We start from the raw sequence: 23,309 nt of genomic DNA, 5'->3' as shown, positions 1-23,309 counted from the left end.
CCGCCACCAGGGGCGCCGCCACGGTGAGGTAGGGCGAGGCGAACGGCCGGGCGACGCGGCGCCCGAGGCCGAGGGGCCCCGGGCCGACCCGGAACGGCAGCAGCGCCGCGAGGTCCCGGCCCCGCCGGACGACGAGGCAGGCGAGGTCCGCGGGCGCCAGGCCGTGGGCGCGGTGGGCCTCCATGACGCGGCGGCCGTAATCGGGCGTGGCGGCCGCGGNNNNGCCTCCGGGTCGCGGGCGAGGTCGGCGAGGGTCGCGACCTCGGCTCGCAGCGGGAGCGGCGCCCGAACGGGCGAGGGCCGGGCCGCGAGGCCGCTCACGCGCGCCCCCGGGCGAAGGCCGGGGTGGCGAGGCCGAGGCGGCGCCGGGCCGCGAGCGCCAGGGCGAGGCCCCGGGCGGCCGTGACGGCGGCGGCGGCGAGCGCCGCCCCGAGGGTCCCGAGGAGCGGCACCAGGGCCAGGGTCAGGGCGACGGCGGCGAGGAGGAGCGCCAGCGTGATCGCCGCGCAGAGGCGCTCGCCGCCGAGCATGGTGAGCAGGTCCTCGGCCGGCCCGCAGGCGCTCGCCGCGACGGCGCCCGCCACCAGCACGGCGAGCAGCGGCAGGCTCGCCCGGAACTCGGGGCCGAACAGCCCGAGGAGGAGCGGCCCGGCCGCCACCACGGCGAGCCCGGTCGAGAGGGTGGCGAGGAGCGTCAGGCGCGACCAGCGCCGCACCAGGGCCTCGAGGCCGGCGCGGTCGCCGCGCGCGCCGGCCTCCGCGAAGCGCTGCGCCGTCACCGAGGAGGCGGCGTACTGCACGAAGACCACGAACTGGAGCAGGCGCGTCGCCGCGAAGTAGGCGCCGACCTCCGCCGGCGGCAGCAGGAAGCCGAGCACCAGCACGTCCACGAAGTTGAAGCCCGAGCCGGCGAGGTCGACGAGCGCCATCGGCAGGGCGGCCCTGAGCCACTCGCCGCACGGGTAGAGCCGCCGGCCCGCCGGCAGGTCGGCGCGCAGGCGCGCCAGGATCAGCCCGGCCTGGACGCCGAGGGAGAGGGCCGTCGCGGCGAGCGTGCAGGCGACCGCGACGGCGGCCTCCGGGGGCGCGCCGAGCGCGACCGCGAGGAGCATCGCCGCCATGATCAGCCCCTGGCGCAGCAGGTAGGGCGGCGCGACCGCGAGGAGCGTCCAATTCCGGCTGCGGGCGACGCCCTCGCAGAAATCCTGGAGCGCGAACAGCGGCAGCACCAGGGCGGCGAGGCGGAGCGGGGTCGCGTAGGCGGGGGAGACGAGGTCGGGCCGCAGCGCGAGGAGGCCGGCGCCGAGCCCCGCGAGCACCGCCCCGGCCGCGAGCGAGAACAGGGCCCCGAAGACCAGGAAGCCCCGGGCCGGGCCGGCGGCGCCCCGCGCCCGGTAGGTCGGCAGGAAGCGGCAGGCGGCCTGCGAGAGGCCCCAGGTCGAGGCGTGGCCGAGGAGCGCGGTCCAGACCCAGACCGACGCGAACACGCCGTACTCCGCGCCCCCCATCACCCGGGCCATCAGCACCTGGGCCAGGAACGCGAAGCCGGCCGCGGCGATGCGGATGCCGAACACCGCGACCGCGGTGCCGGCGACGCCCGTCGCCTCGGCATCGCTGAGAGAAACCCCGGCCGCCATGCGCGCTCACCCGGGCGCGGGCCGCCCGCGCGTCCGGTCCTGCCTAGCGGCTCGGGGTTGCGCCGGGGTTAAGCCGGAGGCGCGGATTCGGCGGACGGGCCGCGCGCAATGGGTCGCGCTCAGTGGGCCGCGGCCGGACTCGTGCTGCCGGTGACGTCGGGCTGGAGCAGCGAGACCGTGATGGCCCGGGTGACGTGCTCGGCCATGCAGCGGTAGCCGAGGTCGGCGAGGCGGAAGCCGGCGCCCGCCACGGCCTCGCCCTTCGCCCGGGCGGCGAGGTAGCGCATGGCCTCGTAGCGCTGGACGAGCGGCACCTGCTCGCTCGCGGCCACTTTCTGGATCGCCTGGACGAAGTGGTTGTAATAGTCGTCCTTGGCGAGGCTCGCGGTGTATTGCGGGTCCACCAGCACCACGTCGATGCCGTGGGACTTGATCCAGGCCACGGTCTCGGCGAGGGACTGGGCGAAGCCCTCGATCTCGACGCGGGCGAGGGCGTCGTTGCCGCCGACCTGCCAGACGACGAGGTCCGGCTCGATCTCCGCCACCATGGTGCGCAGGCGCTCGGCGGCCCCGAAGGCGATCTCCCCCGAGACGCCGCGGCTGTCCACCTCGACCTCCACGTCCGGGAAGGAGCGGGTGAGCGCGTCCTCGAGCTTGACCGGGTAGCTCGCCGCCGCCCCGAGCCCGCCCGAGGTGGAGCCGCCGATGGTGAGGACGTGGACCGCGCGGTGCTCGCGCAGGGCCTTCTTCACCGCCTTGAGCTTGGCCAGGGTGTAGAGCTTCGAGCCCGGCACCCGGCACTCGGGCGAGAGGCTCGGATCGGGCGCCTCCGGGCTCGGCGCGGTGGCCTGGGGCCCGGGGATCTCCGCCGCCTGCGGGGTCTGCGCCGCGGAGGGCGAACCGAGGCTCAGGCCGAACGCAAGGCTCACACCGACGAGGAGGGCCGGGGAGAGCGTGAGCGCCATTCGACGAACCATGCGGTGAAGGACAGGGCAGCGAAGCCGCATCCTACGACAAAGATATCGACGGCGAAACCGCCCCCGCTCCAGAATCTGACGAGCTGTGCACCGAGGCTCGCGACCGAGCCGACCGAGAAGACCGCCAGGGAATTGCGTCCGAGGGCGGCGAGCTGGCGCGTCATCCAGGTCAGGCGCGGCTGCACCCAGCCGAACACCGCCTGGAAGGCCAGGAGGACGCCGAGGAAGTGCACGAGCCGGGCCGGCGAGAGGTAGCTCTTGTCGAAGGTGAAGAGCAGGCGCGGCTCGGGCACGGAGAGCGGGTCGGGCCTGAGGTTGAACCAGGACAGCACCGCCCCCAGGGCCACGATGACGAGGCCCGCCGGCATCAGGCGCCGGCGCCAGGCGAGGAAGCGCTCCGAGTCGCGCCGCCACTCGTAGGCGGCAAAGCCCAGAACCAGGAGGAGCTGCCAGCACAGGGGGTTGAAGAACCAGTGCCCCTCGACGGGCCAGGTCGGGATGTTGATCTCCGCCACGAGGCAGACCGCGTAGAGGGTGAGCGAGGCCGCGAGGGCGAGGCCGAGATGGACCCGCGCGATCAGCACGAAGACGGGCGCGAGCCCGAGCAGCACGACGTAGAGCGGCAGGATGTTGAAGAAGCCGAGCTGGTGCAGGAGCGTGACCCAGCCGACGGTCGCCTGGATCGGGTCGCCGAAGATCGGCCCGGCATTGTGCCACTCCACGAGGAGCGGGTTGTCGAGGGAGAGCGCCGCCCCGGCCAGCATCGCGAGGGCGATCGCCGTGATGACGAGCTGCGCGCGGTAGACCTCGACCATCCGGGAGAGGAGCCGCAGCACGGTGCGGCCCGCCGGCTCGGGCGTGCCGTCCCGGCCCCGGGTGGCGATGCCGATCGACCAGCCGGCCAGGAACACGAACAGCTCGGCGGCGTCCGAGATGCCGTACTGCGAGTAGGTGTAGTTCTGGAAGACGTTGCCCGGGATGTGGTTGATGAAGATCGTGATCAGGGCGACGCCGCGCCAGAAGTCGATTGCGTTGGGGTCACGCATGGGGCTGGTCGTCCTCGGTCAGGCGGCCTCCGGCGCGGGCGCGCCGCGCCCGCCCTTCAACGGTGATCGCCCGGGCTCGCCCGGAGGCCGCGCGGGCGTCGCAGCGCTACTTCACGATGCGGTCGAGGCGGTTGTTGACGAAGAAGTACAGCTCCTTGGCGCCGGGCTCGGTGTAGAGGACCTGCACCTCGCGCTGGCCGCGCCCGCTCTCGCCGACGAGCACGTCGGTCGGGGGCTTGCCCTTGAGCCGCACGAGCTCGCACTCGCCGATGCCGGGCGCGATCGCGCCCGCGGCGCTCGGCACCGGCCCGGTGCAGGTGCCGTCCGGCGCGAGCACGGGCCCCGCGTAGGCCGGGGGGGCCGGGGGGGTGATCGTCACCGGCGGGGCGGCCCGGTTCGGGCTGCCGCCGCAGCCGGCCGCGGCCAGGCCGGCGCCGAGGGCCGCCGCGGCGGCGAGCCCCCGCGTCCCGGCCGCCCTCGCCCCGAGGCCCCGCTCCGTCCGCGTCATCGTCCCTCGCCCGCGCCCTGCCGTGCCCTCAGGGCCGCCTCGTAGAGGCGAAGAACCTCCCCGCGCAAGGCCGCGCGCGAGCTTTTGCGCGAGTAGAACATGTGGCCGCCGGGAAAGACCGCGAGGGCGAGGCGCCGGTCGCCGCCGAAGGCCGGGACCTGATCGAGGATCAACTTCGAGGCGAAGTAGGGCGTGACGAGATCCGTGTAGCCGTGCGCGACCAGCACCCGCAGCGACCCGTCGAGGGCGAGCGCCTGGCGCAGGTCGCCCACCACCTCCGGCGGCGAGCGGCCCGAGCCCCAGTTCCAGGACCGGTTCACGCCCGTGCTGAGGAGCTCGTAGCGCAGGTTCGGCACCCGCCAGTTGAGCGTGCGGGCGTAGAGATCCACCATGGCGCTCGTGAGGGGCGCCTGCATGGCGGAGAGCAGCGGATCCTCGAAGTGGGATTGCGCGGCGGTCGGGTCGGGGTCCCAGCCGGTGATGCCGGTGTCGTAGGCGCTGGCGACCCGGCCGTCGCCGCGGCCGATCTCGCGCTGGAAGCTGCCGGCGGACAGCCGCCCGCCCTGGCGCCGCACCGCCGCGGCGTCGAGCCCGACGAGGGCCGCGACCTTCTCGGAGAGCCGGTCCAGGGCCGCCGGGTCGGAGGGACCGCGCAGGAGGTCGGAGAGGTACTGGCCGGTGGCGTAGGCCTCGACCTCCGCCATCGTCCCGGGGCCCGGCGCGCCGCCGCGCCGCTCCAGGCCCGCCGCGGCCAGGGAGGGCAGGCGCGTCACGGCCCCGAGCGGGTTGTGGCGCGGCGGCTGGAGCCAGCCGAAATCGAGCACGGGCGAGAGCAGCACCAGCCCGGAGAGGCCGACGCCGACGTCGTCCTGGAGCTTGCGGGCGATCAGCGGCCCGCGAAAGCCGCCGTAGCTCTCGCCGAGGAGGAATTTCGGCGAGGCGAGCCGGTCGTTGGTGCGCAGCCAGCGGGCGATGGCGGCGGCGAGCACGGAGGCGTCGCTGTCGACCGCGTAGTAGCGCTTGCCGTCGTCGCCCGCCGCCCGGCTGTAGCCCGTGCCGACCGGGTCGATGAAGACGAGGTCGGTGAAGTCGAGCCAGGTCTCGTCGTTCGCGACCAGCGTCGGCGCCGCCGAGGGGCTGACGCTGGCGCCCTCGAGCGGCAGCCGCCACGGCCCCACCGCGCCGAGGTTGAGGTAGGCCGAGGCCGCCCCGGGGCCGCCGTTGAGCGCGAAGGTCACCGGCCGGCCGCCGGGCTCGCGCTCCGGGACGGCGTAGGCCGTGAAGGCGATCTCGGCCTGGAGCTTGCCCGCCTCGTCGACGAGGGCGAGGCTGCCGGCGGTGGCGGTGAAGCTCAGGGAGCGCCCGCCGGCGAGGGACAGGGTGTGCTGCGTCACCGCGTCGGCCGGCAGGCGCCGGCCCTCGGGCTGGCGCGCCTCGGACTGGCGGGATTCGGCGGGCTTTTGCTGGGCCGGCGCCGGCACCGGCCCGAGGCCGATCACGAGCGCGGCCAGCAGGGCCAGGGTACGGGTCATCGCGGTTCATCCTCCCGTTGTGCGGGGCCGGGCTCCCGCCCGCGCCTCGGCCGTCGTCAGGGGCCGGGCCGGCGCCGGGGTCCGGGCGCAGGGCCGGGCGCCCGGACCCCGGCGTCACGCCTTCTTCTGCCAGCGCCCGCTCTCGTCCTGCTGCCAGTAGGCGACGGCGTGGCCGGCCTCCTTGGCGCCCCGCCACTGCTCGCGGGCAAACAGCAGCGCGTCCTGGTCGGAGCCGTCGAACAGGATGCAGATGCGCTGGTAGGTGCCCGCATCCTCCGGCAGGGACGCCCCCTCCACCAGGAAGCGGATCGAGGCGCCGTTCGGGTTGGCGTCCCGGAGGGTCAGGACCACGGGCTGCGTGCCGCTGTCCGGCTCGCGCTCGGTGCCGTGGGGCAGGAAGCCGTCGTCCGAGAAGGTCCAGAGGTGGTCGTCGAGGGCCTGGAGACGCTCCTCGCTCGTCGCCTGCACGGCCACGCGCCACTGCCGCTCCAGGGATTTCTCGAGGAGGCTCGGCAGCACCGACTCGAGGGGCTGGCGCTGCATGTGGTAGAACAGGATCTCGGTCACGGGGTGTGAGATAGGGCCGCGGGCCCCGAAAGGCATCCGGCCTCACGGCGCGATGACGTGCGGCACGAAGCGCGCGGCGTTGCCGGTGATGGGGTCGGGGCTCTCGCGCAGGCACAGGCCCGCCGGGACGTCGCCGACGAGCCAGCTCCCGGCCAGGACGTGCTGGCCGGCGAAGACCGGGAGCGCGCACAGGGCCTGGCGCACGTGGCCCTCGGCGCCGTAGGGCCCGTCCCGGCGGGCGAGCACGGCGCCGTCCCGCACCATGAGCACGTTCGCGCCCTCGCGCGACAGGATCGGCTTGCGCACGAACGAGGCGCCGAGGGCGCCCTTGCGGGGATCGTCCTCGAAGTAGGCCGGCAGCAGGTTGGGGTGGCCGGGCGCCATGGCCCAGAGGTGGGGCAGGAGCCCCTTCGTCGAGAGCACCGCCTTCCAGGGCGGCTCGAGGAACCGGGTCGGGGTGCCGGCGAGGCGGTCGCCGAAGGCGTCCCGGAAGGCCCATTCCCAGGGGTAGAGCTTGAACAGGGTGCCGAGCGGCGCGCCGAGCGCGTCCGTGAAGGCGCCCGCGCTGTCGAGCGCCACCGCCTCGAGGGGCACGAAGCGGGTGGCGAGGCCGGCCTGATGGGCGCAGTCCTGCAGGTAGGCGACGGTGCCGCGGTCCTCCGGCGCCGCCTCCATGCAGGTGAAGGCGACCGGGCCGCCGATCTCCCGGAAGCGCGCGACCAGCCGGTCGTGCACGGCGTTGAACTGATCGGTGCCGGCCGGCAGCCGGCCGCGCGCGAGGCTGTCCTCGAGCCAGAGCCACTGGAAGACGCCCGTCTCGTAGAGCGCCGTCGGGGTGTCGGCGTTGTACTCGAGGAGCTTAGCCGGCCCCTCCCCGCCCCAGGCGAAGTCGAGCCGGCCGTAGAGGGACGGGTCGCGCCGCCGCCAGCTCGCGCGCACGGCCTCGAAGGCGTGGCCGGGGATGCCCAGGGAGGCGAGGATCGCCGCATCGCCCACGGCCCGGTCGACGAAGGCGAGGCAGAGGGCGTGCAGCTCGGCGCTCGGCGCCTCGAGCCCGCGCTCGATCTCGTCGAGGGTGAACGCGTAGGCGTGGGTCTCGTCCCAGTAGGGCGCGCCGTCGAGGCTGTGGAACGTGAAGCCCGCGGCCGCGGCCTGCGCGCGCCAGTCCGGCCGCTCGCCGAGGGCGAGGCGCCGCATCAGCCGCCCGCGTGCCCGGAGCCCGCGTGTCCGGAGCTCGCGTGGACGGCGACGCCGTGGCCCGTGGCGCCGAAGCCCCCCGTGGCGACGACCCGCGCCGGGGCGGGGCCGCCGCGGGCGACCGCCGAGGAGACGCGGGCGAGCGTCGAGCCCCGGGCGGTCCAGACGCGGCCGCCGCCGCTCGTGCAGTAGCCGCCGGAGACGCCGGAGACGCCCGCCGCTTCGCGCGCCTCGTCGGGCGCGTGCCGGAACAGCGGCTGGACCGGCAGGTGCTGGTCGGCGGACCGGCCGATCATGAACCCCGCGAGGAGCGGCACGAACGCGCCGGCGGGCGCCGGCGCCACGGCGGCGGTGCAGCCGCCGCTCCCGTGGTGGCGCTCGCAGGCGGCGCTGTCGGGGTAGCGCGGCGCCACCGTCGGGTAGAGGGCGCGGACCTCGCGGTCGGCGGCCTCGCAATCCTCCGGGCTGCGCAGGCCCTGGGCCCGGCAGGCGGCGAGGTCGGCGTACACGAGGGTGTCCTCCTCCCGCTGGGAGGGATCGCGCCGCGCGAGCACGAGGGCGGCCGCCCCGACGCCGACGAGGAGCACGAGCGAGACGGTCTGGGACCGCTTCGAGCCCTGGGTCGGACCCGGCCCGTCGAGGGATGGCGCGTTGGCTTGCATCCGGGGCCGGCGCCCTCCGGGGTGGGGTCGGGGCAGACGACAGCAGCCGGGCCCGGCCGTCAATAGGTCATGGAGGCGGCGTTGAGGATGCCGGCGGCGAGCGAGGCGGCGGCGAGGAGCAGCGCCGGCGCGGCCTCCCCGGCCGCGATCTGCCGCGACAGGTCGGGCAGCGCGAGGCGGACCAGCCAGTAGACCAGCATCTGCACGACGAGCCCGACGAGGCCCCAGATCGCGCAGTCGAGGAGCCCCTGCGCGTTGTAGATCGCGACCGCGAGGGGCAGCGTGAAGGCGACGAGGCTGCCCCCGAGGGCGATCGAGGCCGCGGTGACCCCGCGCCGGATCAGCATCAGCTCGTCGTGCGCTGTCGCCAGGGTGTAGATCAGGAGGTAGAGCGCCACGAGGCCGAGCGCGGTGGCGAAGTAGGCCAGGAACGCGCCGAGTCCCGAGATCGAAGCCAGCATCTCCCCCCTCCCCGTTCGCCCGGGCCAGGCCGCGGCCCCGGCCGCCCCCGGGCGTCAGACCAGGCGGCTCTGCTCGATCGCCGCCGCGATGAAGCTGCTGAAGAGCGGGTGCGGCTCGAAGGGGCGCGACTTCAGCTCCGGGTGGAACTGCACGCCGACGAACCAGGGGTGGCCCACCACCTCCACGGTCTCGGGCAGGAGCCCGTCCGGCGAGAGGCCGGCGAAGCGCATCCCCTTGGCTTCGAGCCGCTCGCGGTAGGCCATGTTGACCTCGTAGCGGTGGCGGTGGCGCTCGGCGATCCGGGTGCCGCCGTAGATCTCGGCGATCTTCGAGCCGGGGGCGAGCGAGGCCGCGTAGGAGCCGAGCCGCATGGTGCCGCCGAGGTCGCCCTCCGCCATCCGGCGCTCGAGCTCGTTGCCCTTCATCCACTCGGTGAGGAGGCCGACCACGGGCTCGGGGGTCGGGCCGAACTCGCTCGAATTCGCCTCCGGGATGCCGGCGAGGGAGCGGGCCGCCTCCACCACCGCCATCTGCATGCCGAAGCAGATGCCGAAATACGGGATCTTGCGCTCGCGGGCGTAGCGGGCGGCGCGGATCTTCCCCTCCGCCCCGCGCTGCCCGAAGCCGCCCGGCACCAGGATGCCGTGCAGCCCCTCCAGGAAGGGCGCCGGGTCCTCGCGCTCGAACACCTCCGACTCGATCCACTCGAGGTTGACGCGGACCCGGTTGGCGATGCCGCCGTGGCTCAGGGCCTCGATCAGCGACTTGTAGGCGTCCTTCAGCCCCGTGTACTTGCCCACGATGGCGATGGCGACCTCGCCCTCCGGGTTCTTGATCCGGTGGGTGATCTGGCGCCAGCGGTCGAGCTTCGGCTCGGTGCCGCCGTCGAGGCCGAAATGGGCCAGAACCTCCCGGTCGAGGCCCTCCTCCCTGTAGGAGAGCGGCACCTCGTAGATCGTCGAGACGTCGCGGGCCTCGATCACCGCCGACTCGCGCACGTTGCAGAACTGCGCCAGCTTGCGGCGCTCCTCGCGCGGGATCGGCCGGTCGCAGCGGCAGAGCAGGATGTCGGGCTGGATGCCGATCGAGCGCAGCTCCGCCACCGAGTGCTGGGTCGGCTTGGTCTTCAGCTCGCCCGCCGACGGGATGTAGGGCAGGAGCGTCAGGTGCACGTAGGCGCAGGTGCCCCGCGGCAGCTCCTGGCCGAGCTGGCGGATCGCCTCGAAGAAGGGCAGGCCCTCGATGTCGCCCACCGTGCCGCCGATCTCGACCAGCACGAAGTCGTAGGCGTCGTTGCCGTCGAGGACGAACTCCTTGATGGCGTTCGTCACGTGCGGGATCACCTGGATGGTGGCGCCGAGGTAGTCGCCGCGCCGCTCCTTCGTGATGATGTCGAGGTAGATGCGCCCCGTCGTGATGTTGTCGGCGCGGGTCGCCGGCACGCCCGTGAAGCGCTCGTAGTGCCCGAGGTCGAGGTCGGTCTCGGCCCCGTCGTCGGTGACGAACACCTCGCCGTGCTGCGTCGGGCTCATCGTGCCCGGATCGACGTTGAGGTAGGGGTCGAGCTTGCGCAGGCGGACCTTGTAGCCGCGGGCCTGGAGCAGGGCCGCGAGGGCGGCCGAGGCCAGCCCCTTGCCGAGCGAGGAGACCACGCCGCCGGTGATGAAGACATACCGCGTCATGGGACTCGCTCCATACACAGGCGTGGCCGACTTGCCAAACGCCTCGGGCTCACACGGGGTCATGTCCGGGCGGCACGGCCGGCCGGATCCACGGGCATTCTGTCAGCCGGGCGGCGACGCGGCCCGCCGGCGCGGCGCCGGGCGGGCGCGGGGAGGCCGGTGCCTCAGCGCGACTGGGGCGCCTCGGGGGCGGCGGGGGCGGGGCTCGCCGGCGCGGCGGGGGCCGCGCCGCGGTCCTGCATCTGCTTCAGCTGGTCGAGGACGTTGCCGCCGGGGGCGGCTCCGGGCTGGCCCGCCGGGGCGCGCTGGGAGGCGCCCTCGAAGATCGAGCGGGGCCCGCCGCCGCGGTGCGACAGGATGGCGAGCACGATGCTGGTGGCGAAGAACAGGGCGGCCAGGATCGCGGTGGCCCGGGTGAGCGCGTTGGCCTGGCCGCGCCCGGTCATGAAGCCCTGGGTGCCGCCCCCGCCGCCCAGGCCGAGGCCGCCCTCGGAGCGCTGCAGCAGCACCACGCCGATGAGGGCGAGGACGATGATCAGGTGGACGACGATCAGGACGGTCTGCATCGGGCTTCCAGGCCGGCCCCCGCGGGGGCCGCCAACGTGCGAACGGCCGGCACGCGGGCGCGTCCGGACCTCGACTCCGGCGCGCTCGTACACGAGAAGCGGACGCGCGCCAACTGCGGCGTGCCCGTCCGCCCGCCAGCGGGAGGCGGGGCCGGGCCCGGCCCGCCGGGGCTCACGCCGCCGCCCCCTCCTCGAACCGGACCGCCTCGCCCCGCGACGGCTCGGCGAGCGCGCCCTCCCACATGACCGCCTGCCCGCGCACCACGGTGCCGACCGGCCAGCCGGTCACGACCCGGCCGTCGTGGGGCGTCCAGCCGCAGCGGGAGGCGATCCAGGCGTTCGTGATGGTCTCGCGCCGCTTCAGGTCGACCACCGTGACGTCGGCGTCGTAACCCACGGCGAGGCGGCCCTTGCGGGCGATCCCGAAGGCGCGCTTGGGCCCGGCGCTCGTGAGGTCGACGAGGCGCGCGAGCGAGAGGCGGCCGGCCGCGACGTGGTCGAGCATGAGCGGGACCAGCGTCTGCACCCCGGTCATGCCGGAGGGCGAATCCGGGTAGGCTTTGCGCTTCTCCGCGAGGGTGTGGGGAGCGTGGTCCGAGCCGATCACGTCGGCCACGCCCTGCGACACGCCCCACCACAGCCCGTCGCGGTGGCCCGCGTCGCGCACCGGCGGGTTCATCTGCACGAGGGTTCCGAGGCGCGCGTAGGCCTCCCCGCCGTCGAGGGTGAGGTGGTGGGGCGTCACCTCGACGGTGGCGACGTCCTTGTGGTCGGCGAGGAAGCGCATCTCCTCGGCCGTCGAGATGTGCAGGATGTGGATGCGCGCCCCCGTGGCGCGGGCGATCCGCACCAGCCGCTCGGTGGCCTTCAGCGCCACCTCGGGCGAGCGCCAGACCGGATGGGAGGACGGGTCCCCCGGCACCCGCAGGTCCCGGCGCGCCCGCAGCATCGCCTCGTCCTCGGCGTGGAAGGCGGCCCGGCGCCGCGTGCGGCTGAGGATCTCGGCGATGCCGGCGTCGTCCTCGACCAGGAGCGAGCCCGTGGACGACCCGATGAACACCTTGATGCCGGCCGCGCCCGGCAGCCGCTCGAGCGCGGCGACGTCCCGGGCGTTCTCGTGCGTGCCGCCGACCCAGAACGCGAAGTCGCAGTGCATCCGGTGGTGGGCGCGCCGCAGCTTGTCGGCGAGCGCCTCCGGCCCCGTGGTCTGGGGGTCCGTGTTCGGCATCTCGAACACCGTGGTGACACCGCCCATGACGGCGGCCCGGGACCCCGTCTCGAGGTCCTCCTTGTGGTCGAGCCCGGGCTCGCGGAAATGGACCTGGCTGTCGATCACGCCCGGCAGGAGGTGCAGGCCGCGGCAATCCTGCACGCGCCCGGAAGCGGCCCGCGACAGGTCGCCGATGGCCGCGACGCGCCCGTCCCGCACGCCGAGATCCGCCTCGCCGATCCCGTCGTGGTTGACCACGGTGCCGCCGCGCAGGACGAGATCGAAGCTCTGGCTCATCGGACGTGCTCCTTCGCCGGGGCACCGCGATTGAGGGCCGGGCGCTGGCGGCTTATGTCAGCGGTGCCCGCGGTTCAAGCAAAGGTCCCTCATGCCCCTCGCCTCCCTGCCGGAGCGCGCCGTCGTGGCGGTCACGGGCGCCGACGCCACCGGCTTCCTCCAGAACCTCGTCACCTGCAACGTCGAATCGCTGCCGGAGGACGAGGCGCGGCTCGGCGCCCTGCTCTCCCCCCAGGGCAAGATCCTGTTCGACTTCCTGGTGAGCCGCGCGCCCGGGGGGTTCTGGCTCGACACCGCCCGCGCCAGCGCGGCCGACCTCGTCAAGCGGCTGTCGCTCTACCGCCTGCGCGCCAAGGTCGCGGTGGAGCCGGCACCGGGCGCGGTCGCGGCCGCGTGGGGCGAGGCGCCGGCGGGCCCGGCGCGCCGCGACGGCCGCCTGCCCGCCCTCGGCTGGCGGCTCTACCGGGGGGACGGCGAGGGGCCGGCGCCCGACGCGGACGCGGCGGCCTACCACCGGCACCGCATCGGCCTCGGCGTACCGGAGAGCGGCGCCGACTTCACGCTCGGCGACGCGTTCCCGCACGAGGCGCTGATGGACCAGCTCGGCGGCGTCGATTTCCGCAAGGGCTGCTACGTCGGCCAGGAGGTGGTGTCGCGCATGCAGCACCGCGGCACGGCCCGGACCCGCATCGTGCCGATCGGCTACCGCGGCGGCCCGGCGGCGCCTCCCGGCCAGCCGGTCACCGCCGGGCGCCACACGCTGGGCCAGACCGGGAGCGCGGCCGGGGAGCGGGGCCTCGCCATGCTGCGCCTCGACCGGCTCGGCGACGCGCTCGCGGCCGGCGAGGCCGTGGAGGTGGCCGGCCGGCCGGTGGCCGTGGAGAAGCCCGCCTTCGCGACCTTCGGGTGGCCGGAAGCGGCGGCGTGAGGGAGGCCCCCGGGCGTCCCGCCGCCCGGGCCCGCCCGGGGGCGGTCACACCGGGCCGGGATCGCCGTCGGCCCCGCCCGGGGGCGCGCCGGGGGCGGGCCACACCGCCCCGAGCACGAACACCCGGATCGCCGAGGACAGGTTCTGCTCGCCCCGCTCCGCGTCGATGCGGCCCACCAGGGCCTGGACCGAGAGGCCGCGGGCGGCCGCGAGGGCGCGCAGGGCGTCCCAGAACGGCGTCTCCAGGGAGACGCTGGTGCGGTGACCGGCGATCATCAGGGAGCGCTTGAGGCTGCCGCCCGCGCTCATTCGGCCGGGTCGGGCCGCTCGAGCCGGTGGCCCTCGTGACGGGCGGCGTCGAGCGCCTCGCGGGTCTCGGCCCGGGTCTTGGCGGGCTTCGAGCGGCCGAAGGCCGCCCGGTTCTCCGCCGCGTCCCGGTCCCGGGCGGCCCGCTCGCGCGCCTTGCGGGCCTGACGAAGGTTGATGATCTCGGCCATGACACGGATCTCCCGCCGGGTCCCGGCGCGGGCGGGCCCGCGCCGCTCCCGTGAAACTGCGCCGGATCGCGCCGCGACGCCAGGGGCGTGAGGGCGGCGGCGCGCCGCGCCGCGCCGCTCCCGGAGCCCCGGGCGGGCCCGTGGCTACTCGGCGCCCGGCGCCAACCCGGATCTCGGGCGGGCCCGCGCCTACTCGGCGCTCGGCGCCAGCATGGTCTCGGGCCGCACCACCGCGTCGAACTGCTCGGCCGTGACGTAGCCGAGGCGCAGCGCCTCCTGCTTCAGGGTGGTGCCGTTCTTGTGCGCGGTCTTGGCGATCTCGGCCGCCTTGTCGTAGCCGATGGTCGGCGCGAGCGCGGTCACCAGCATCAGCGAGCGGCTCATCAGGTCGGCGATGCGGTCGTTGTTCGGCTTGATGCCGACGACGCAGTTGTCGGCGAAGCTCACCGCCGCGTCGGCCAGGAGCCGCACCGATTGCAGCACCGCGTTGGCGATGACCGGCTTGAACACGTTGAGCTCGAAGTGGCCCTGGCTGCCCGCCACCGAGACCGTGGTGCCGTTGCCGATCACCTGGCAGCAGGCCATGGTCATGGCCTCGGCCTGGGTCGGGTTGACCTTGCCGGGCATGATCGAGGAGCCCGGCTCGTTCTCGGGCAGCGAGATCTCGCCGAGGCCCGAGCGCGGGCCCGAGCCCATCAGCCGGATGTCGTTGGCGATCTTGAACAGGCCGCTCGCCAGCGCGGTCAGGGCGCCCTGCGCGAACACCAGGGCGTCGTGGGTGGCGAGCGCCTCGAACTTGTTGTCGGCCGAGGTGAAGGGCAGCCCGGTCAGCTCCGCCACCTTGGCGGCGAACGTGTCGGCGAAGTCCGGATGGGCGTTGAGCCCGGTGCCGACCGCGGTGCCGCCCTGCGCGAGCGCCAGCACGCCCGGGAGCGTGGCGCCGACCCGGGCGCCCCCGAGGGCCACCTGCGCGGCGTAGCCCGAGAATTCCTGGCCGAGCGTGACCGGGGTGGCGTCCTGGAGGTGCGTGCGGCCGATCTTGACGATCCCGTCGAATTCCCGGGCCTTGCCGTCGAGGGCGGCGTGCAGGTGCTGGAGCGCCGGCATCAGCCGGTCGCTGATCTCGCGGGCGACCGCGATGTGCATCGCGGTCGGGAAGGTGTCGTTCGAGGACTGGCCCCGGTTGACGTGGTCGTTGGGGTGGACCGGGGACTTGCCGCCGCGCTGGCCGCCGAGGCGCTCGTTCGCGAGGCTGCCGATGACCTCGTTGGCGTTCATGTTCGACTGGGTGCCCGAGCCGGTCTGCCACACGACGAGGGGGAACTCGCCGTCGTGCCGGCCCTCGACGACCTCGGCGGCGGCGGCCGCGATCGCGTCGGCGACGCGGGGCTCGAGCTGCTTGAGGTCGCGGTTCACCAGGGCGGCCGCCTGCTTGACGAGGCCGAGGGCGTGGACGAGGGGCGCCGGCATCCGCTCGGTGCCGATGCGGAAGTTCTGGATCGAGCGCTGGGTCTGCGCGCCCCAGTAGCGGTCGGCCGGGACTTCGATCGGCCCGAACGTATCGGATTCCGTGCGGGTGGCTTTCGCGGTCGGCGACATCATGGCCTCTTTGGCGGGTCTGGACGGCGCCTACTTAAGCCAAGAGCGGACAATGCGCGATGCCCCGCATCGCCCGCCGCCGAGCTTGAGGAGACCGGATGCCGTCGCCCGCCCCCGTCGCCGCCGCGCCCGCCGGACGCACCCCGTTCCGGCCCCGGGTGCCGCGCCCGCGCACGGAGCCGATGGGGCTCATCGCCTTCCTGCGCGCCGCGCGGGAGAACCCGCTGACGACGTGGTTCGCGGAGCATTTCGAGCAGCCGATCGTCGCCGGAGACGGCGCCCTCGGCCGCGTCACCGTGGTGAGCGAGCCCGCCGCGATCCGGCACGTGCTCCTCGACAACGCCGCCAACTACCGCAAGGACGACCTCCAGCGCCGGGTCCTCGCCCCGGGCCTCGGCAACGGCCTGCTCACCGCCGAGGGCGACGAGTGGCGCCTCCAGCGCCGGACCCTGGCGCCGATCTTCTCGCCGCGCCACGTCGCCGGCTTCCAGGCCCCGATGACCGAGGCCGCCGCGCGCCTCGCCCGCCGGCTCGCGCGCCGCGACGGGCAGAGCGTCGACGTGGCGCTCGAGATGACCCGCGTGACCCTGGACGTGCTGGAGCGCACGATCTTCACCCACGGGCTGCCGCGGGAGCCCGACGCCCTCGGCCGGGCGATCACCCGGTACTTCGAGGCGCTCGGGCCGATCGACCCCCTCGACGTGTTCGGGGTGCCCGACTGGGTGCCGCGCCTCGGCCGCATCCGGGCCCGGCCGGCCCTGCGCTTCTTCGCCGAGGTGGTGGACGAGCTCATCGAGCGCCGCCGGGCGCTCGCCACGGCGGCCGAGGCCCCCCACGACCTCCTCACCCTCCTGCTCCGGGCCCAGGATCCGGAGACGGGGCGCGGCCTCTCGGACCTCGAGGTCCGGGCCAACATCGTCACGTTCATCGGCGCCGGTCACGAGACCACCGCGAACGCGCTGACCTGGACGCTCTACTGCCTGTCGCAGGACGAGGCCGCCCGCGCGGCCGTCGAGGCCGAGGTCGACGCGGCCTTCGCGGGCACCGCCGCCCCGGCGGCCGAGCACCTGCCCTGGACCCGGGCGGCCATCGAGGAGGCGATGCGGCTGTTTCCGCCGGTGCCCTTCATGAGCCGGCAGGCCGTGGCCGACGACCGGATCGGGCGGATCAAGATCCCCCGCGGCTCCCTGGTGACGGTGGCGCCCTACGTGCTGCACCGCCACCGCCTGCTCTGGGAGGACCCCGACGCCTACGTGCCGGAGCGCTTCCTGCCGGAGAACCGGGCCCGCATCGACCGCTACGCCTACCTGCCCTTCGGGGCCGGCCCGCGGGTCTGCATCGGCGCCAGCTTCTCGCTCACGGAGGCGACCCTGGTGCTCGCCCACCTCGTGCGGGCAATCCGCCTCGACCGCGCCCCGGAGGCCGGACCGGTCGTGCCCCTGCACCGGGTCACGCTGCGCCCGCAGGACGGCCTGCGCATGCGGGTGACGGCGCGGGGTGGCGCGCCCGCGGCGGGCCCGGTGCCGAGTGCCGGGGGCGCCAGGAGAGGCGCGCGGGCGACAGGCGCGGCGACGTCGGCCCGCAGCGCTGCCGGCTGAGCCCGGCCGCCCGCGGCGGTGGGATCGACGCCCGGTCGGGGGATGTGGCGGCGCCGGGCCCGGGGGGCGGTGGCGCCCCCGCGGCGGGCCTCAGCTCTTCTTGCGGAACGCGTCCAGGCTGACCACCGAGGCGCCCTCGGGGGGCTCGGTCTCCGGGTCGGGCTTGTCCCCGTCGCCCTCGGCCTTCGCGCCCTCGGCGCCGGCGTCCCGGGCGGGCGCCGGCACCTTGGCGGCCTTGTCGGCGGCCGCGGCGACGAGCTTCGGGACGCCCGCGCCGATCGCCGGGACCTTCGCGGACGAGGGGATCTTGGACGAAGCGATCTTGGGCGAGGCCTCGCTCGGCTCGGAGCCGGCGCCGCGGATCGCCCGGAGCGGGGTTCCAGCCGGGGCCGCGCCCTCCTCGCTCGGCGCCCCGTCGTTGAGCTCGAACTTGAGGCCGAACTGCACCGAGGGGTCGAAGAAGCCGGTCACGGCCTCGAACGGCACCAGCAGGCGCTCGGGCACCCCTGAGAACGACAGCCCGACCTCGACGGTGTGCTCCGTGACGCCGAGGTCCCAGAACTGGTGCTGGAGCACGATCGTCATGTCCTGGGGGTACTTCTCCCGCAGCCGCTGCGAGATCCGCACGCCCGGGTAGTCCGTCCGGAACGAGACGTAGAAGTGGTGATCGCCCGCGAGCCCGTCGCGGGCCGCATCGCCCAGCACCTTGCGCACGACGTTGCGCAGGGCGTCCTGCACCAGGAGATCGTAGCGAATCAGATCGTCTGCCATCAACCGTCGCTTGCCTGGTGCCGCATCGTTCGGGCGGAAGGAAAGAAGTGGAGGCTTCTGTTGCCAGGTGCCTCCGAACCCCGCCTATGCAGTGCTACCCGCTAGGACTTCGTTTGGTATTGGGGACCGCTTACGCGGCCACCGCCACCGGAGCAAAGTTGTCGTTGGCAACTATTGCAATGGCCCGATAACGGCGGAACCATGCCGAGCGAAAGTCCAACCTTTACGCCCTCGTCGATCCTATTTCGCCCCCGCCGAAGCCCAGGCCGCGCGGCCGCCGCTCTGGGCTTGGGTGGAGGCGCCGGGTACCGCCCCCGGGTCCGATAGGTTTATTCCGAAGAACGTTTATCGCCATAGCCGGCCTCGCGACCGGCGAATGGGAATATAGAGACTCCCGTGCCGCTTTTGAAGCCCGCCGAACCGCATTCTGCGTCCGCGTCGCCGCCAGCGGCCTCCGGCGCGGGGACGGCCGCGGCCGGGGCACCGCGGGAGGCCGCCCGCCCGGGGCGACAGGGCCCCGCGTTCTGGCCGCGGACCCTGCGCGTCGCGGGCCTCGCCGCGCGGGCAGCGCTCCTCCAGGTCGCCGCCTTCGCGCTCGCGTTCGGGCTCGTCGCCGCGGCGCGCTGGCTCCTCGCCCGGTCGGGCCTGCCCGTCGCGCGGCTCCCGTTCGGGCGCCTCGGGCCGGAGGACGCCGCCGCGATGGCGCTGACGCTCGCGCCGCCCCCGGTGCTGGCGCTCCTCGTCCTGTGGCGGGCCCGGGCGCGGGAGGGGCGCGGCTGGGCGGGGTCCCTGGCGCTCCGCCGGCCGGTCCTTCGCCGGCGCGCCCTGTCGCTGCTCGTCGCCTGGCCCTTCCTCCAGGTCGCCTGGACGGCGGGCCTCCTGGTGCTGCTCGGCCAGTCGCCGGCCCGGGCCTGGCGCCTGTCGCCGGCCATCGCCGGCGAGGTGCTCTGGGCCTGGGCGCTCTGGCTCGTGGTGCTGGCGCCGCTCGCCGAGGAGCTGCTGTTCCGGGGCGACCTCTTCGGCCGCCTGCGCGGGCTCCTGCCGCCGGCCGCGACCGTGCTGGCGAGCGCCGGGGTGTTCGCCCTCTGCCACGCCGAGCGCGGCCTGACGCAGCCCCTCTCGGTGCTGCCGCTCGGCCTCGCCCTCGGGCTGATGCGGCTGTGGACCGGCAGCCTCTGGCCCTGCATCGTCCTGCACGCCGTGAGCAACGGGGCCGTGGTCCTGGCGATGCTGTGGGCCTCGCGGGCCTGAGCGCCCGCGGGCCCGGACCCCACGTGGAAACTCCACGTGGATTCGCGCAACCGGCCCTCACCGGCGCGGCGCGGATGCGCTATCGTCCGCGCCTCGCGAAGGCTCGTCCGCGGAGGAAGACGTCATGCGCCCCTATCACGACCTCCTGCAGCGCATCCTCGACGACGGCGTGGAGAAGCACGACCGGACCGGCACCGGCACGGTCTCGGTGTTCGGACATCAGATGCGCTTCGACCTCGCGGAGGGGTTTCCCCTCGTGACGACGAAGCGCCTGCACCTCAAATCCATCATCCACGAGCTGCTCTGGTTCCTGGCCGGGGACACGAACGTCGCCTACCTGCAGTCGAACGGCGTCACGATCTGGGACGAGTGGGCGGACGAGCGCGGCGACCTCGGCCCGGTCTACGGCAAGCAGTGGCGCTCCTGGGCCAAGCCCGACGGCGGCAGCGTCGACCAGATCGCCTGGGTCCTCGACGAGATCCGCCGCAACCCCGATTCGCGCCGCCTCGTCGTCTCGGCCTGGAACCCCGCCGACCTCGACCGGATGGCGCTCGCGCCCTGCCACTGCCTGTTCCAGTTCTACGTCGCGGACGGGCGGCTCTCCTGCCAGCTCTACCAGCGCTCGGCGGACGCGTTCCTCGGCGTCCCGTTCAACATCGCGTCCTACGCGCTCCTGACCGAGATGATGGCGCAGGTGGTCGGCCTGCGGCCCGGCGACTTCGTCCACACGCTGGGCGACGCGCACCTCTACTCCAACCACCTCAACCAGGCCCGCCAGCAGCTCGCCCGCGCGCCCCGCACCCTGCCGACGCTGCGGCTGAACCCGGAGGTGCGCTCGCTGTTCGACTTCCGGCACGACGACATCGCCATCATGGGCTACGAGCCGCACCCGGCGATCCGCGCGCCCGTGGCGGTGTGAGGCGCGGCCGGCGCGCCGCGATGCCGCTCCCGCCGCAAGCCGGCGCCCCGCCGCCCGGGGCGTCGGCCCGGCCGACCCGCCGAAGGCCCATGCCAGACCCCACCGTCACCCTGATCGCCGCCGTGGCGGAGAACCGCGTCATCGGGCGCGACAACGGCCTCGCCTGGCGCCTGCGCAGCGACCTGCGGCGCTTCCGCGCCCTGACCATGGGCAAGCCCGTGATCATGGGGCGCAGGACCTGGGACTCGATCGGCCGGCCGCTGCCGGGACGCCGGGTGATCGTGCTCACCCGCGATCCCGCCTGGACGGCGCCCGAGGTCGCGACCGCCGGCGGCTGGGCGCAGGCCCTCGAGCGGGCCGGGCCGGCGGACGAGGTGATGGTGGCCGGCGGGGCCCAGATCTACGCCCTCGCCCTGCCGTTCGCCCGGCGCCTCGCCCTCACCCGGGTCGCGGCCTCGCCCGCCGGCGACGCCCTCTTCCCGGAGATCCCGGCCGATTTCCGGGAGGTCGCGAGCGAGGCGCACCCGGCCGGGCCGGACGACGAGCACGCGTTCCGATTCGTCACGCTGGAGCGGCACGTCTGAGCCGGCGCGTCCATCTCAGAATCGCGGGTGCGGCGATGCAACTCCCTCGGCCCGGCCGAAACCTTGAGGGTTCGGGCGGCGCCGGAGGTTGCTTTCGCGCAAGGGTCAGCCGATATCGCACCGGGAGCGATCGAGAGACCAGTTCGGGTGCCGTGCGGGACGCGAGAGCGCGGGGCGTGCCGGCCAGGAAAGGACATGGGCGAGCATGCCTTGGAGCAATCAGAGCGGCGGCGGCGGCAGTGGCGGCAGCGGCGGCGGCGGGAGCGGTGGCAACGGAGGTGGCGGGCCCTGGGGGCGCGGCGGCGGCAATAGCGGCGGGCCCTGGGGCGGCGGCGGCTCGGGCGGCGGCAACCAGCCGCCGGACCTCGAGGACCTGCTGCGCCGCAGCCAGGACCGCCTGCGCAACCTGATGCCGGGCGGCTCCGTCGGGGCCAAGGGCGCCGGGCTCGTCGCCCTCGCGGTCCTGGCGCTCTGGCTCGCCACCGGCTTCTACACCGTCCTACCGAACCAGGTCGGCATCAACACCGTGTTCGGGCGCTACACCGGCCAGGCCGGCGAGGGCCTGCGCTACAACTTCCCCTACCCTGTCGGGTCCGTGGTGAAGCCGAACGTCGGCGAGTCCCGCAGCATCCAGATCGGCTACCGCTCCGGCGCCGGGGCGCAGCGCGCCCGCGACGTGCCGGAGGAGAGCCTGATGCTCACCGGCGACGACAACATCGTGGACATCGACTTCGACGTGCAGTGGCGCGTGAACCCGGCCAAGGCCGAGGAGTTCGTGTTCAACCTCCAGAACCCCGAGGGCACCATCAAGTCGGTGGCCGAGAGCGCCATGCGCGAGGTGGTCGGGCGCCGCCAGATCCAGGCGATCCTGACGACCGAGCAGTCGAGCGTGGCCCAGGAGGTCCAGGAGATCATCCAGAAGGGGCTCGATTCGTACGGCGCCGGCGTCCTCATCAACGTGGTGCAGCTCCAGGGCGTGAGCCCGCCGGCCGAGGTGCGCCAGGCCTTCGTCGACGTGAACGCGGCCCAGCAGGACGCGGCCCGCGCCCGCAACGAGGCCGAGACCTACGCCAGCCGCGTGGTGCCGGAGGCCCGCGGACGGGCCTCGCAGATCTCGCAGCAGGCCGAGGCCTACAAGTCGCAGGCCACCGCCGAGGCCACCGGCCAGGCGGGCCGTTTCCGCGAGGTCTACGATTCCTACAAGCTCTCGCCCGCGATCTCGCGCGAGCGCATGTTCCTCGACACGATGGAGAAGGTCCTGGGCGGCGTGAACAAGGTGATCATCGACCAGAACGGCGCGTCCGGTGCCGGCGCGGCGGCGGTGCTGCCCGTGCTGCCGCTGCAGGACTTCGCCACGACGGCGCGCCCGCCCGCCCAGATCCAGGGGTCCCCGCGATGAACACCCAGACCATCCGCACCGGCCTGGTGGTGCTCGCCGCCCTCCTGCTGGTGCTCGCCTACGCCTCGGCCTTCACGGTGACCCAGACCCAGCAGGCGCTGGTGCTCCAGTTCGGGCGCGTGCGCACCGTCCTCAACCAATCCGGGACCGATCGGCCCGGGCTCTACTTCAAGCTGCCGTTCTTCGAGAGCGTGGTGCTGTTCGAGAAGCGGCTGCTCGACCTCGACCTGCCGGTGCAGACCGTACTCTCGGCCGACCGCCAGAACCTCGAGGTGGACGCCTTCGCGCGCTACAAGATCAGCGACCCGCTGCGGTTCTACCAGTCGGTGAACAACATCCAGGTCGCCAACCAGCGCCTGTCGAGCTTCACCAACGCGGCCATGCGCAACGTGCTGGCGAGCGCCTCGCGCGACGCCATCGTGCGCACGCAGCGCGAGGGGCTGATGAACCGCATCCAGGAGGACGTGAACCGGCAGGCCAAGAACCTCGGCATCGAGATCATCGACCTGCGCCTGACCCGGGTCGACCTGCCGGCGGCGAACTCGCAGGCGGTCTACCAGCGCATGCAGACCGAGCGCCAGCGCGAGGCCGCCGACCTGCGCGCCAACGGCCAGCAGATCTCCGCCACCATCAAGGCCCGGGCCGACCGCGACGTCACCGTGCTCCTCGCCGAGGCGAGCCAGAAGGCCGACCAGCTCCGCGGCCAGGGCGACGCCGACCGCAACCGGATCCTCGCCGACGCCTTCGGGCAGGACCCCGACTTCTTCGCCTTCTACCGCTCGATGCAGGCCTACGAGAAGGGCCTGTCGGGCAGCGAGACCCGGCTGGTGATCAGCCCGAACTCGGACTTCTTCCGCTACTTCAACGACCCGCAGGGCCGCCAGCGGCTCGGCGGCGCCGCCGCGCCGGCCCGGGCGCCCGCCCAGTAGAGACTGCCCCCGAGCCCCTGGGAGGCGTCTCCCAGTCCCTCGCTTGCGAGACGATCAGACGGCATGACGACGCAGCGACTTCCCGGACGCCCGGCGCCGTGCCGGCGGGACAGGCCCTGAGGGCCGTGAAGGATCTCGCCGCCGCCCTCGGCCTCGCCCTGGCGATCGAGGGCCTCCTGTGCGCCGCTTTCCCGCAGGCGATGCGGCGGGCGATGCTGGAGGCCGCCCAGACGCCGATGGAGCGCATGCGCCTCGTCGGCATCGCCTCCGCGGTGGCGGGCGTCGTGGTGGTGGGAGCGGTGCGCCTGCTCCTCGGCTGAAATGCCGCCGGCGGGGCAAGCCTTGAACCCTGCCGGCCCGGAGCCGATCTAAGGACCGGCGTCGGCGCGGTCGCCCCGGCGGCTTTGCGCAGGCCGGCCGATCTGTCAGCATCGCGTCATGACGTTCACATCGCTCTTCCCGCCCAGCTCCTCCCATCCATGAGGTTTCCG

General features: G+C 74.4%; 24 protein-coding genes and 1 other RNA gene. 8 read left to right on the top strand and 17 right to left on the bottom strand.

The window, feature by feature from the left end; all coding sequences use genetic code 11:
- Positions 1 to 317: 317 nt before the first annotated feature.
- The 12 genes from DT057_RS00925 to DT057_RS00870 all read right to left on the bottom strand — a co-directional run bounded on the left by DT057_RS00925 (position 318) and on the right by DT057_RS00870 (position 12,343).
- Complete coding sequence (locus DT057_RS00925; RefSeq protein ID WP_128560248.1) at positions 318 to 1,637, bottom strand: lipopolysaccharide biosynthesis protein; 1,320 nt, start codon at positions 1,635 to 1,637, stop codon at positions 318 to 320.
- A gap of 119 nt (positions 1,638 to 1,756) precedes the next feature.
- Complete coding sequence (locus tag DT057_RS00920) at positions 1,757 to 2,602, bottom strand: SGNH/GDSL hydrolase family protein (RefSeq protein WP_128560247.1); 846 nt, start codon at positions 2,600 to 2,602, stop codon at positions 1,757 to 1,759.
- On the bottom strand, positions 2,563 to 3,660 hold the full coding sequence (locus tag DT057_RS00915) for an OpgC family protein (protein WP_128560246.1): 1,098 nt from the start codon (positions 3,658 to 3,660) through the stop codon (positions 2,563 to 2,565). Before DT057_RS00915 ends, DT057_RS00920 begins: the two co-directional genes overlap by 40 nt.
- Before the next feature lie 106 nt (positions 3,661 to 3,766).
- Positions 3,767 to 4,168, bottom strand: a complete 402-nt coding sequence (locus DT057_RS00910) for a hypothetical protein (protein ID WP_128560245.1) — start codon at positions 4,166 to 4,168, stop codon at positions 3,767 to 3,769.
- Positions 4,165 to 5,700, bottom strand: coding sequence for a S10 family peptidase (locus DT057_RS00905; protein ID WP_128560244.1), 1,536 nt, complete (start codon positions 5,698 to 5,700; stop codon positions 4,165 to 4,167). The genes DT057_RS00910 and DT057_RS00905 overlap by 4 nt, the downstream gene beginning before the upstream one ends.
- A 114-nt stretch (positions 5,701 to 5,814) precedes the next feature.
- Positions 5,815 to 6,267 carry a DNA polymerase III subunit chi gene (locus DT057_RS00900; protein WP_128560243.1) on the bottom strand — a complete coding sequence of 151 codons (453 nt, stop codon included), beginning with the start codon at positions 6,265 to 6,267 and terminating at the stop codon, positions 5,815 to 5,817.
- A gap of 42 nt (positions 6,268 to 6,309) precedes the next feature.
- The gene (locus DT057_RS00895; protein ID WP_128560242.1) at positions 6,310 to 7,464 is read right to left on the bottom strand and encodes a glutathionylspermidine synthase family protein; all 1,155 of its coding nucleotides are present in this window, start codon (positions 7,462 to 7,464) and stop codon (positions 6,310 to 6,312) included.
- Positions 7,464 to 8,126 (bottom strand): DUF1190 domain-containing protein, encoded by a 663-nt coding sequence (locus DT057_RS00890; RefSeq protein WP_128560241.1) that lies wholly within the window; start codon positions 8,124 to 8,126, stop codon positions 7,464 to 7,466. Before DT057_RS00890 ends, DT057_RS00895 begins: the two co-directional genes overlap by 1 nt.
- Before the next feature lie 59 nt (positions 8,127 to 8,185).
- Positions 8,186 to 8,587 carry a DUF350 domain-containing protein gene (locus DT057_RS00885; protein WP_128560240.1) on the bottom strand — a complete coding sequence of 134 codons (402 nt, stop codon included), beginning with the start codon at positions 8,585 to 8,587 and terminating at the stop codon, positions 8,186 to 8,188.
- 54 nt (positions 8,588 to 8,641) lie between these two features.
- On the bottom strand, positions 8,642 to 10,270 hold the full coding sequence (locus DT057_RS00880; protein ID WP_128560239.1) for a CTP synthase: 1,629 nt from the start codon (positions 10,268 to 10,270) through the stop codon (positions 8,642 to 8,644).
- 164 nt (positions 10,271 to 10,434) lie between these two features.
- Positions 10,435 to 10,836: a preprotein translocase subunit SecG gene (gene secG / locus DT057_RS00875; protein ID WP_128560238.1), complete on the bottom strand. Its 402-nt coding sequence runs from the start codon at positions 10,834 to 10,836 to the stop codon at positions 10,435 to 10,437.
- A 172-nt stretch (positions 10,837 to 11,008) separates the two neighbouring features.
- A complete protein-coding gene (locus DT057_RS00870) occupies positions 11,009 to 12,343 on the bottom strand; it encodes a dihydroorotase (RefSeq protein WP_128560237.1) in 1,335 nt (444 codons plus the stop codon).
- 91 nt (positions 12,344 to 12,434) lie between these two features.
- Here DT057_RS00870 and ygfZ point away from each other — a divergent pair, with 91 nt between their 5' ends.
- On the top strand, positions 12,435 to 13,271 hold the full coding sequence (ygfZ, locus tag DT057_RS00865) for a CAF17-like 4Fe-4S cluster assembly/insertion protein YgfZ (protein ID WP_128560236.1): 837 nt from the start codon (positions 12,435 to 12,437) through the stop codon (positions 13,269 to 13,271).
- Between the two features lie 45 nt (positions 13,272 to 13,316).
- On the opposite strand, the gene DT057_RS00860 is transcribed toward ygfZ, so the two are convergent.
- From DT057_RS00860 to fumC, 3 genes are all read right to left on the bottom strand, one after another.
- A complete protein-coding gene (locus tag DT057_RS00860) occupies positions 13,317 to 13,580 on the bottom strand; it encodes a ribbon-helix-helix domain-containing protein (protein ID WP_128560235.1) in 264 nt (87 codons plus the stop codon).
- Complete coding sequence (locus DT057_RS00855) at positions 13,577 to 13,768, bottom strand: DUF4169 family protein (RefSeq protein WP_128560234.1); 192 nt, start codon at positions 13,766 to 13,768, stop codon at positions 13,577 to 13,579. The genes DT057_RS00860 and DT057_RS00855 overlap by 4 nt, the downstream gene beginning before the upstream one ends.
- Before the next feature lie 189 nt (positions 13,769 to 13,957).
- Complete coding sequence (gene fumC / locus DT057_RS00850) at positions 13,958 to 15,367, bottom strand: class II fumarate hydratase (protein ID WP_128560233.1); 1,410 nt, start codon at positions 15,365 to 15,367, stop codon at positions 13,958 to 13,960.
- A 98-nt stretch (positions 15,368 to 15,465) separates the two neighbouring features.
- Here fumC and DT057_RS00845 point away from each other — a divergent pair, with 98 nt between their 5' ends.
- On the top strand, positions 15,466 to 16,965 hold the full coding sequence (locus tag DT057_RS00845) for a cytochrome P450 (RefSeq protein ID WP_128560232.1): 1,500 nt from the start codon (positions 15,466 to 15,468) through the stop codon (positions 16,963 to 16,965).
- Between the two features lie 90 nt (positions 16,966 to 17,055).
- On the opposite strand, the gene DT057_RS00840 is transcribed toward DT057_RS00845, so the two are convergent.
- Both DT057_RS00840 and ssrA read right to left on the bottom strand, forming a co-directional pair.
- Positions 17,056 to 17,736 (bottom strand): SspB family protein, encoded by a 681-nt coding sequence (locus tag DT057_RS00840; protein ID WP_128560231.1) that lies wholly within the window; start codon positions 17,734 to 17,736, stop codon positions 17,056 to 17,058.
- 46 nt (positions 17,737 to 17,782) lie between these two features.
- Positions 17,783 to 18,150: a transfer-messenger RNA gene (ssrA, locus tag DT057_RS00835) on the bottom strand.
- Here ssrA and DT057_RS00830 point away from each other — a divergent pair.
- From DT057_RS00830 to DT057_RS00805, 6 genes are all read left to right on the top strand, one after another.
- A complete protein-coding gene (locus tag DT057_RS00830) occupies positions 18,133 to 18,987 on the top strand; it encodes a CPBP family intramembrane glutamic endopeptidase (RefSeq protein ID WP_238312815.1) in 855 nt (284 codons plus the stop codon). The genes ssrA and DT057_RS00830 overlap by 18 nt on opposite strands.
- A gap of 124 nt (positions 18,988 to 19,111) precedes the next feature.
- Positions 19,112 to 19,906 carry a thymidylate synthase gene (locus DT057_RS00825; RefSeq protein ID WP_128560230.1) on the top strand — a complete coding sequence of 265 codons (795 nt, stop codon included), beginning with the start codon at positions 19,112 to 19,114 and terminating at the stop codon, positions 19,904 to 19,906.
- An 89-nt stretch (positions 19,907 to 19,995) separates the two neighbouring features.
- Positions 19,996 to 20,490: a dihydrofolate reductase gene (locus tag DT057_RS00820; protein WP_128560229.1), complete on the top strand. Its 495-nt coding sequence runs from the start codon at positions 19,996 to 19,998 to the stop codon at positions 20,488 to 20,490.
- 205 nt (positions 20,491 to 20,695) lie between these two features.
- Entirely contained in the window at positions 20,696 to 21,889 is a 1,194-nt protein-coding gene (gene hflK, locus DT057_RS00815; protein ID WP_128560228.1) for an FtsH protease activity modulator HflK, read from the top strand.
- A complete protein-coding gene (hflC, locus tag DT057_RS00810; RefSeq protein WP_128560227.1) occupies positions 21,886 to 22,818 on the top strand; it encodes a protease modulator HflC in 933 nt (310 codons plus the stop codon). The genes hflK and hflC overlap by 4 nt, the downstream gene beginning before the upstream one ends.
- A 125-nt stretch (positions 22,819 to 22,943) precedes the next feature.
- Positions 22,944 to 23,138, top strand: coding sequence for a DUF2065 family protein (locus tag DT057_RS00805; RefSeq protein WP_128560251.1), 195 nt, complete (start codon positions 22,944 to 22,946; stop codon positions 23,136 to 23,138).
- Positions 23,139 to 23,309: the final 171 nt, after the last annotated feature.

Source organism: Methylobacterium crusticola (genome assembly GCF_003574465.1).
GTDB classification, from domain to species: Bacteria; Pseudomonadota; Alphaproteobacteria; order Rhizobiales; family Beijerinckiaceae; genus Methylobacterium; species Methylobacterium crusticola.
Note: the sequence above shows the minus strand (reverse complement) of the source record. Positions and strands in the feature narration are given on the sequence as shown.

What these genes read in the sequence shown, in the direction of transcription:
- DT057_RS00925 (WP_128560248.1), bottom strand. Translation starts at nt 1,637, where the DNA reads ATGGCGGCCGGGGTTTCTCTCAGCGATGCCGAGGCGACGGGCGTCGCC.
- DT057_RS00920 (WP_128560247.1), bottom strand. Translation starts at nt 2,602, where the DNA reads ATGGCGCTCACGCTCTCCCCGGCCCTCCTCGTCGGTGTGAGCCTTGCG.
- DT057_RS00915 (WP_128560246.1), bottom strand. Translation starts at nt 3,660, where the DNA reads ATGCGTGACCCCAACGCAATCGACTTCTGGCGCGGCGTCGCCCTGATC.
- DT057_RS00910 (WP_128560245.1), bottom strand. Translation starts at nt 4,168, where the DNA reads ATGACGCGGACGGAGCGGGGCCTCGGGGCGAGGGCGGCCGGGACGCGG.
- DT057_RS00905 (WP_128560244.1), bottom strand. Translation starts at nt 5,700, where the DNA reads ATGACCCGTACCCTGGCCCTGCTGGCCGCGCTCGTGATCGGCCTCGGG.
- DT057_RS00895 (WP_128560242.1), bottom strand. Translation starts at nt 7,464, where the DNA reads ATGCGGCGCCTCGCCCTCGGCGAGCGGCCGGACTGGCGCGCGCAGGCC.
- DT057_RS00890 (WP_128560241.1), bottom strand. Translation starts at nt 8,126, where the DNA reads ATGCAAGCCAACGCGCCATCCCTCGACGGGCCGGGTCCGACCCAGGGC.
- DT057_RS00885 (WP_128560240.1), bottom strand. Translation starts at nt 8,587, where the DNA reads ATGCTGGCTTCGATCTCGGGACTCGGCGCGTTCCTGGCCTACTTCGCC.
- DT057_RS00880 (WP_128560239.1), bottom strand. Translation starts at nt 10,270, where the DNA reads ATGACGCGGTATGTCTTCATCACCGGCGGCGTGGTCTCCTCGCTCGGC.
- secG (WP_128560238.1), bottom strand. Translation starts at nt 10,836, where the DNA reads ATGCAGACCGTCCTGATCGTCGTCCACCTGATCATCGTCCTCGCCCTC.
- DT057_RS00870 (WP_128560237.1), bottom strand. Translation starts at nt 12,343, where the DNA reads ATGAGCCAGAGCTTCGATCTCGTCCTGCGCGGCGGCACCGTGGTCAAC.
- ygfZ (WP_128560236.1), top strand. Translation starts at nt 12,435, where the DNA reads ATGCCCCTCGCCTCCCTGCCGGAGCGCGCCGTCGTGGCGGTCACGGGC.
- DT057_RS00860 (WP_128560235.1), bottom strand. Translation starts at nt 13,580, where the DNA reads ATGAGCGCGGGCGGCAGCCTCAAGCGCTCCCTGATGATCGCCGGTCAC.
- DT057_RS00855 (WP_128560234.1), bottom strand. Translation starts at nt 13,768, where the DNA reads ATGGCCGAGATCATCAACCTTCGTCAGGCCCGCAAGGCGCGCGAGCGG.
- fumC (WP_128560233.1), bottom strand. Translation starts at nt 15,367, where the DNA reads ATGTCGCCGACCGCGAAAGCCACCCGCACGGAATCCGATACGTTCGGG.
- DT057_RS00845 (WP_128560232.1), top strand. Translation starts at nt 15,466, where the DNA reads ATGCCGTCGCCCGCCCCCGTCGCCGCCGCGCCCGCCGGACGCACCCCG.
- DT057_RS00840 (WP_128560231.1), bottom strand. Translation starts at nt 17,736, where the DNA reads ATGGCAGACGATCTGATTCGCTACGATCTCCTGGTGCAGGACGCCCTG.
- DT057_RS00825 (WP_128560230.1), top strand. Translation starts at nt 19,112, where the DNA reads ATGCGCCCCTATCACGACCTCCTGCAGCGCATCCTCGACGACGGCGTG.
- DT057_RS00820 (WP_128560229.1), top strand. Translation starts at nt 19,996, where the DNA reads ATGCCAGACCCCACCGTCACCCTGATCGCCGCCGTGGCGGAGAACCGC.
- hflK (WP_128560228.1), top strand. Translation starts at nt 20,696, where the DNA reads ATGCCTTGGAGCAATCAGAGCGGCGGCGGCGGCAGTGGCGGCAGCGGC.
- hflC (WP_128560227.1), top strand. Translation starts at nt 21,886, where the DNA reads ATGAACACCCAGACCATCCGCACCGGCCTGGTGGTGCTCGCCGCCCTC.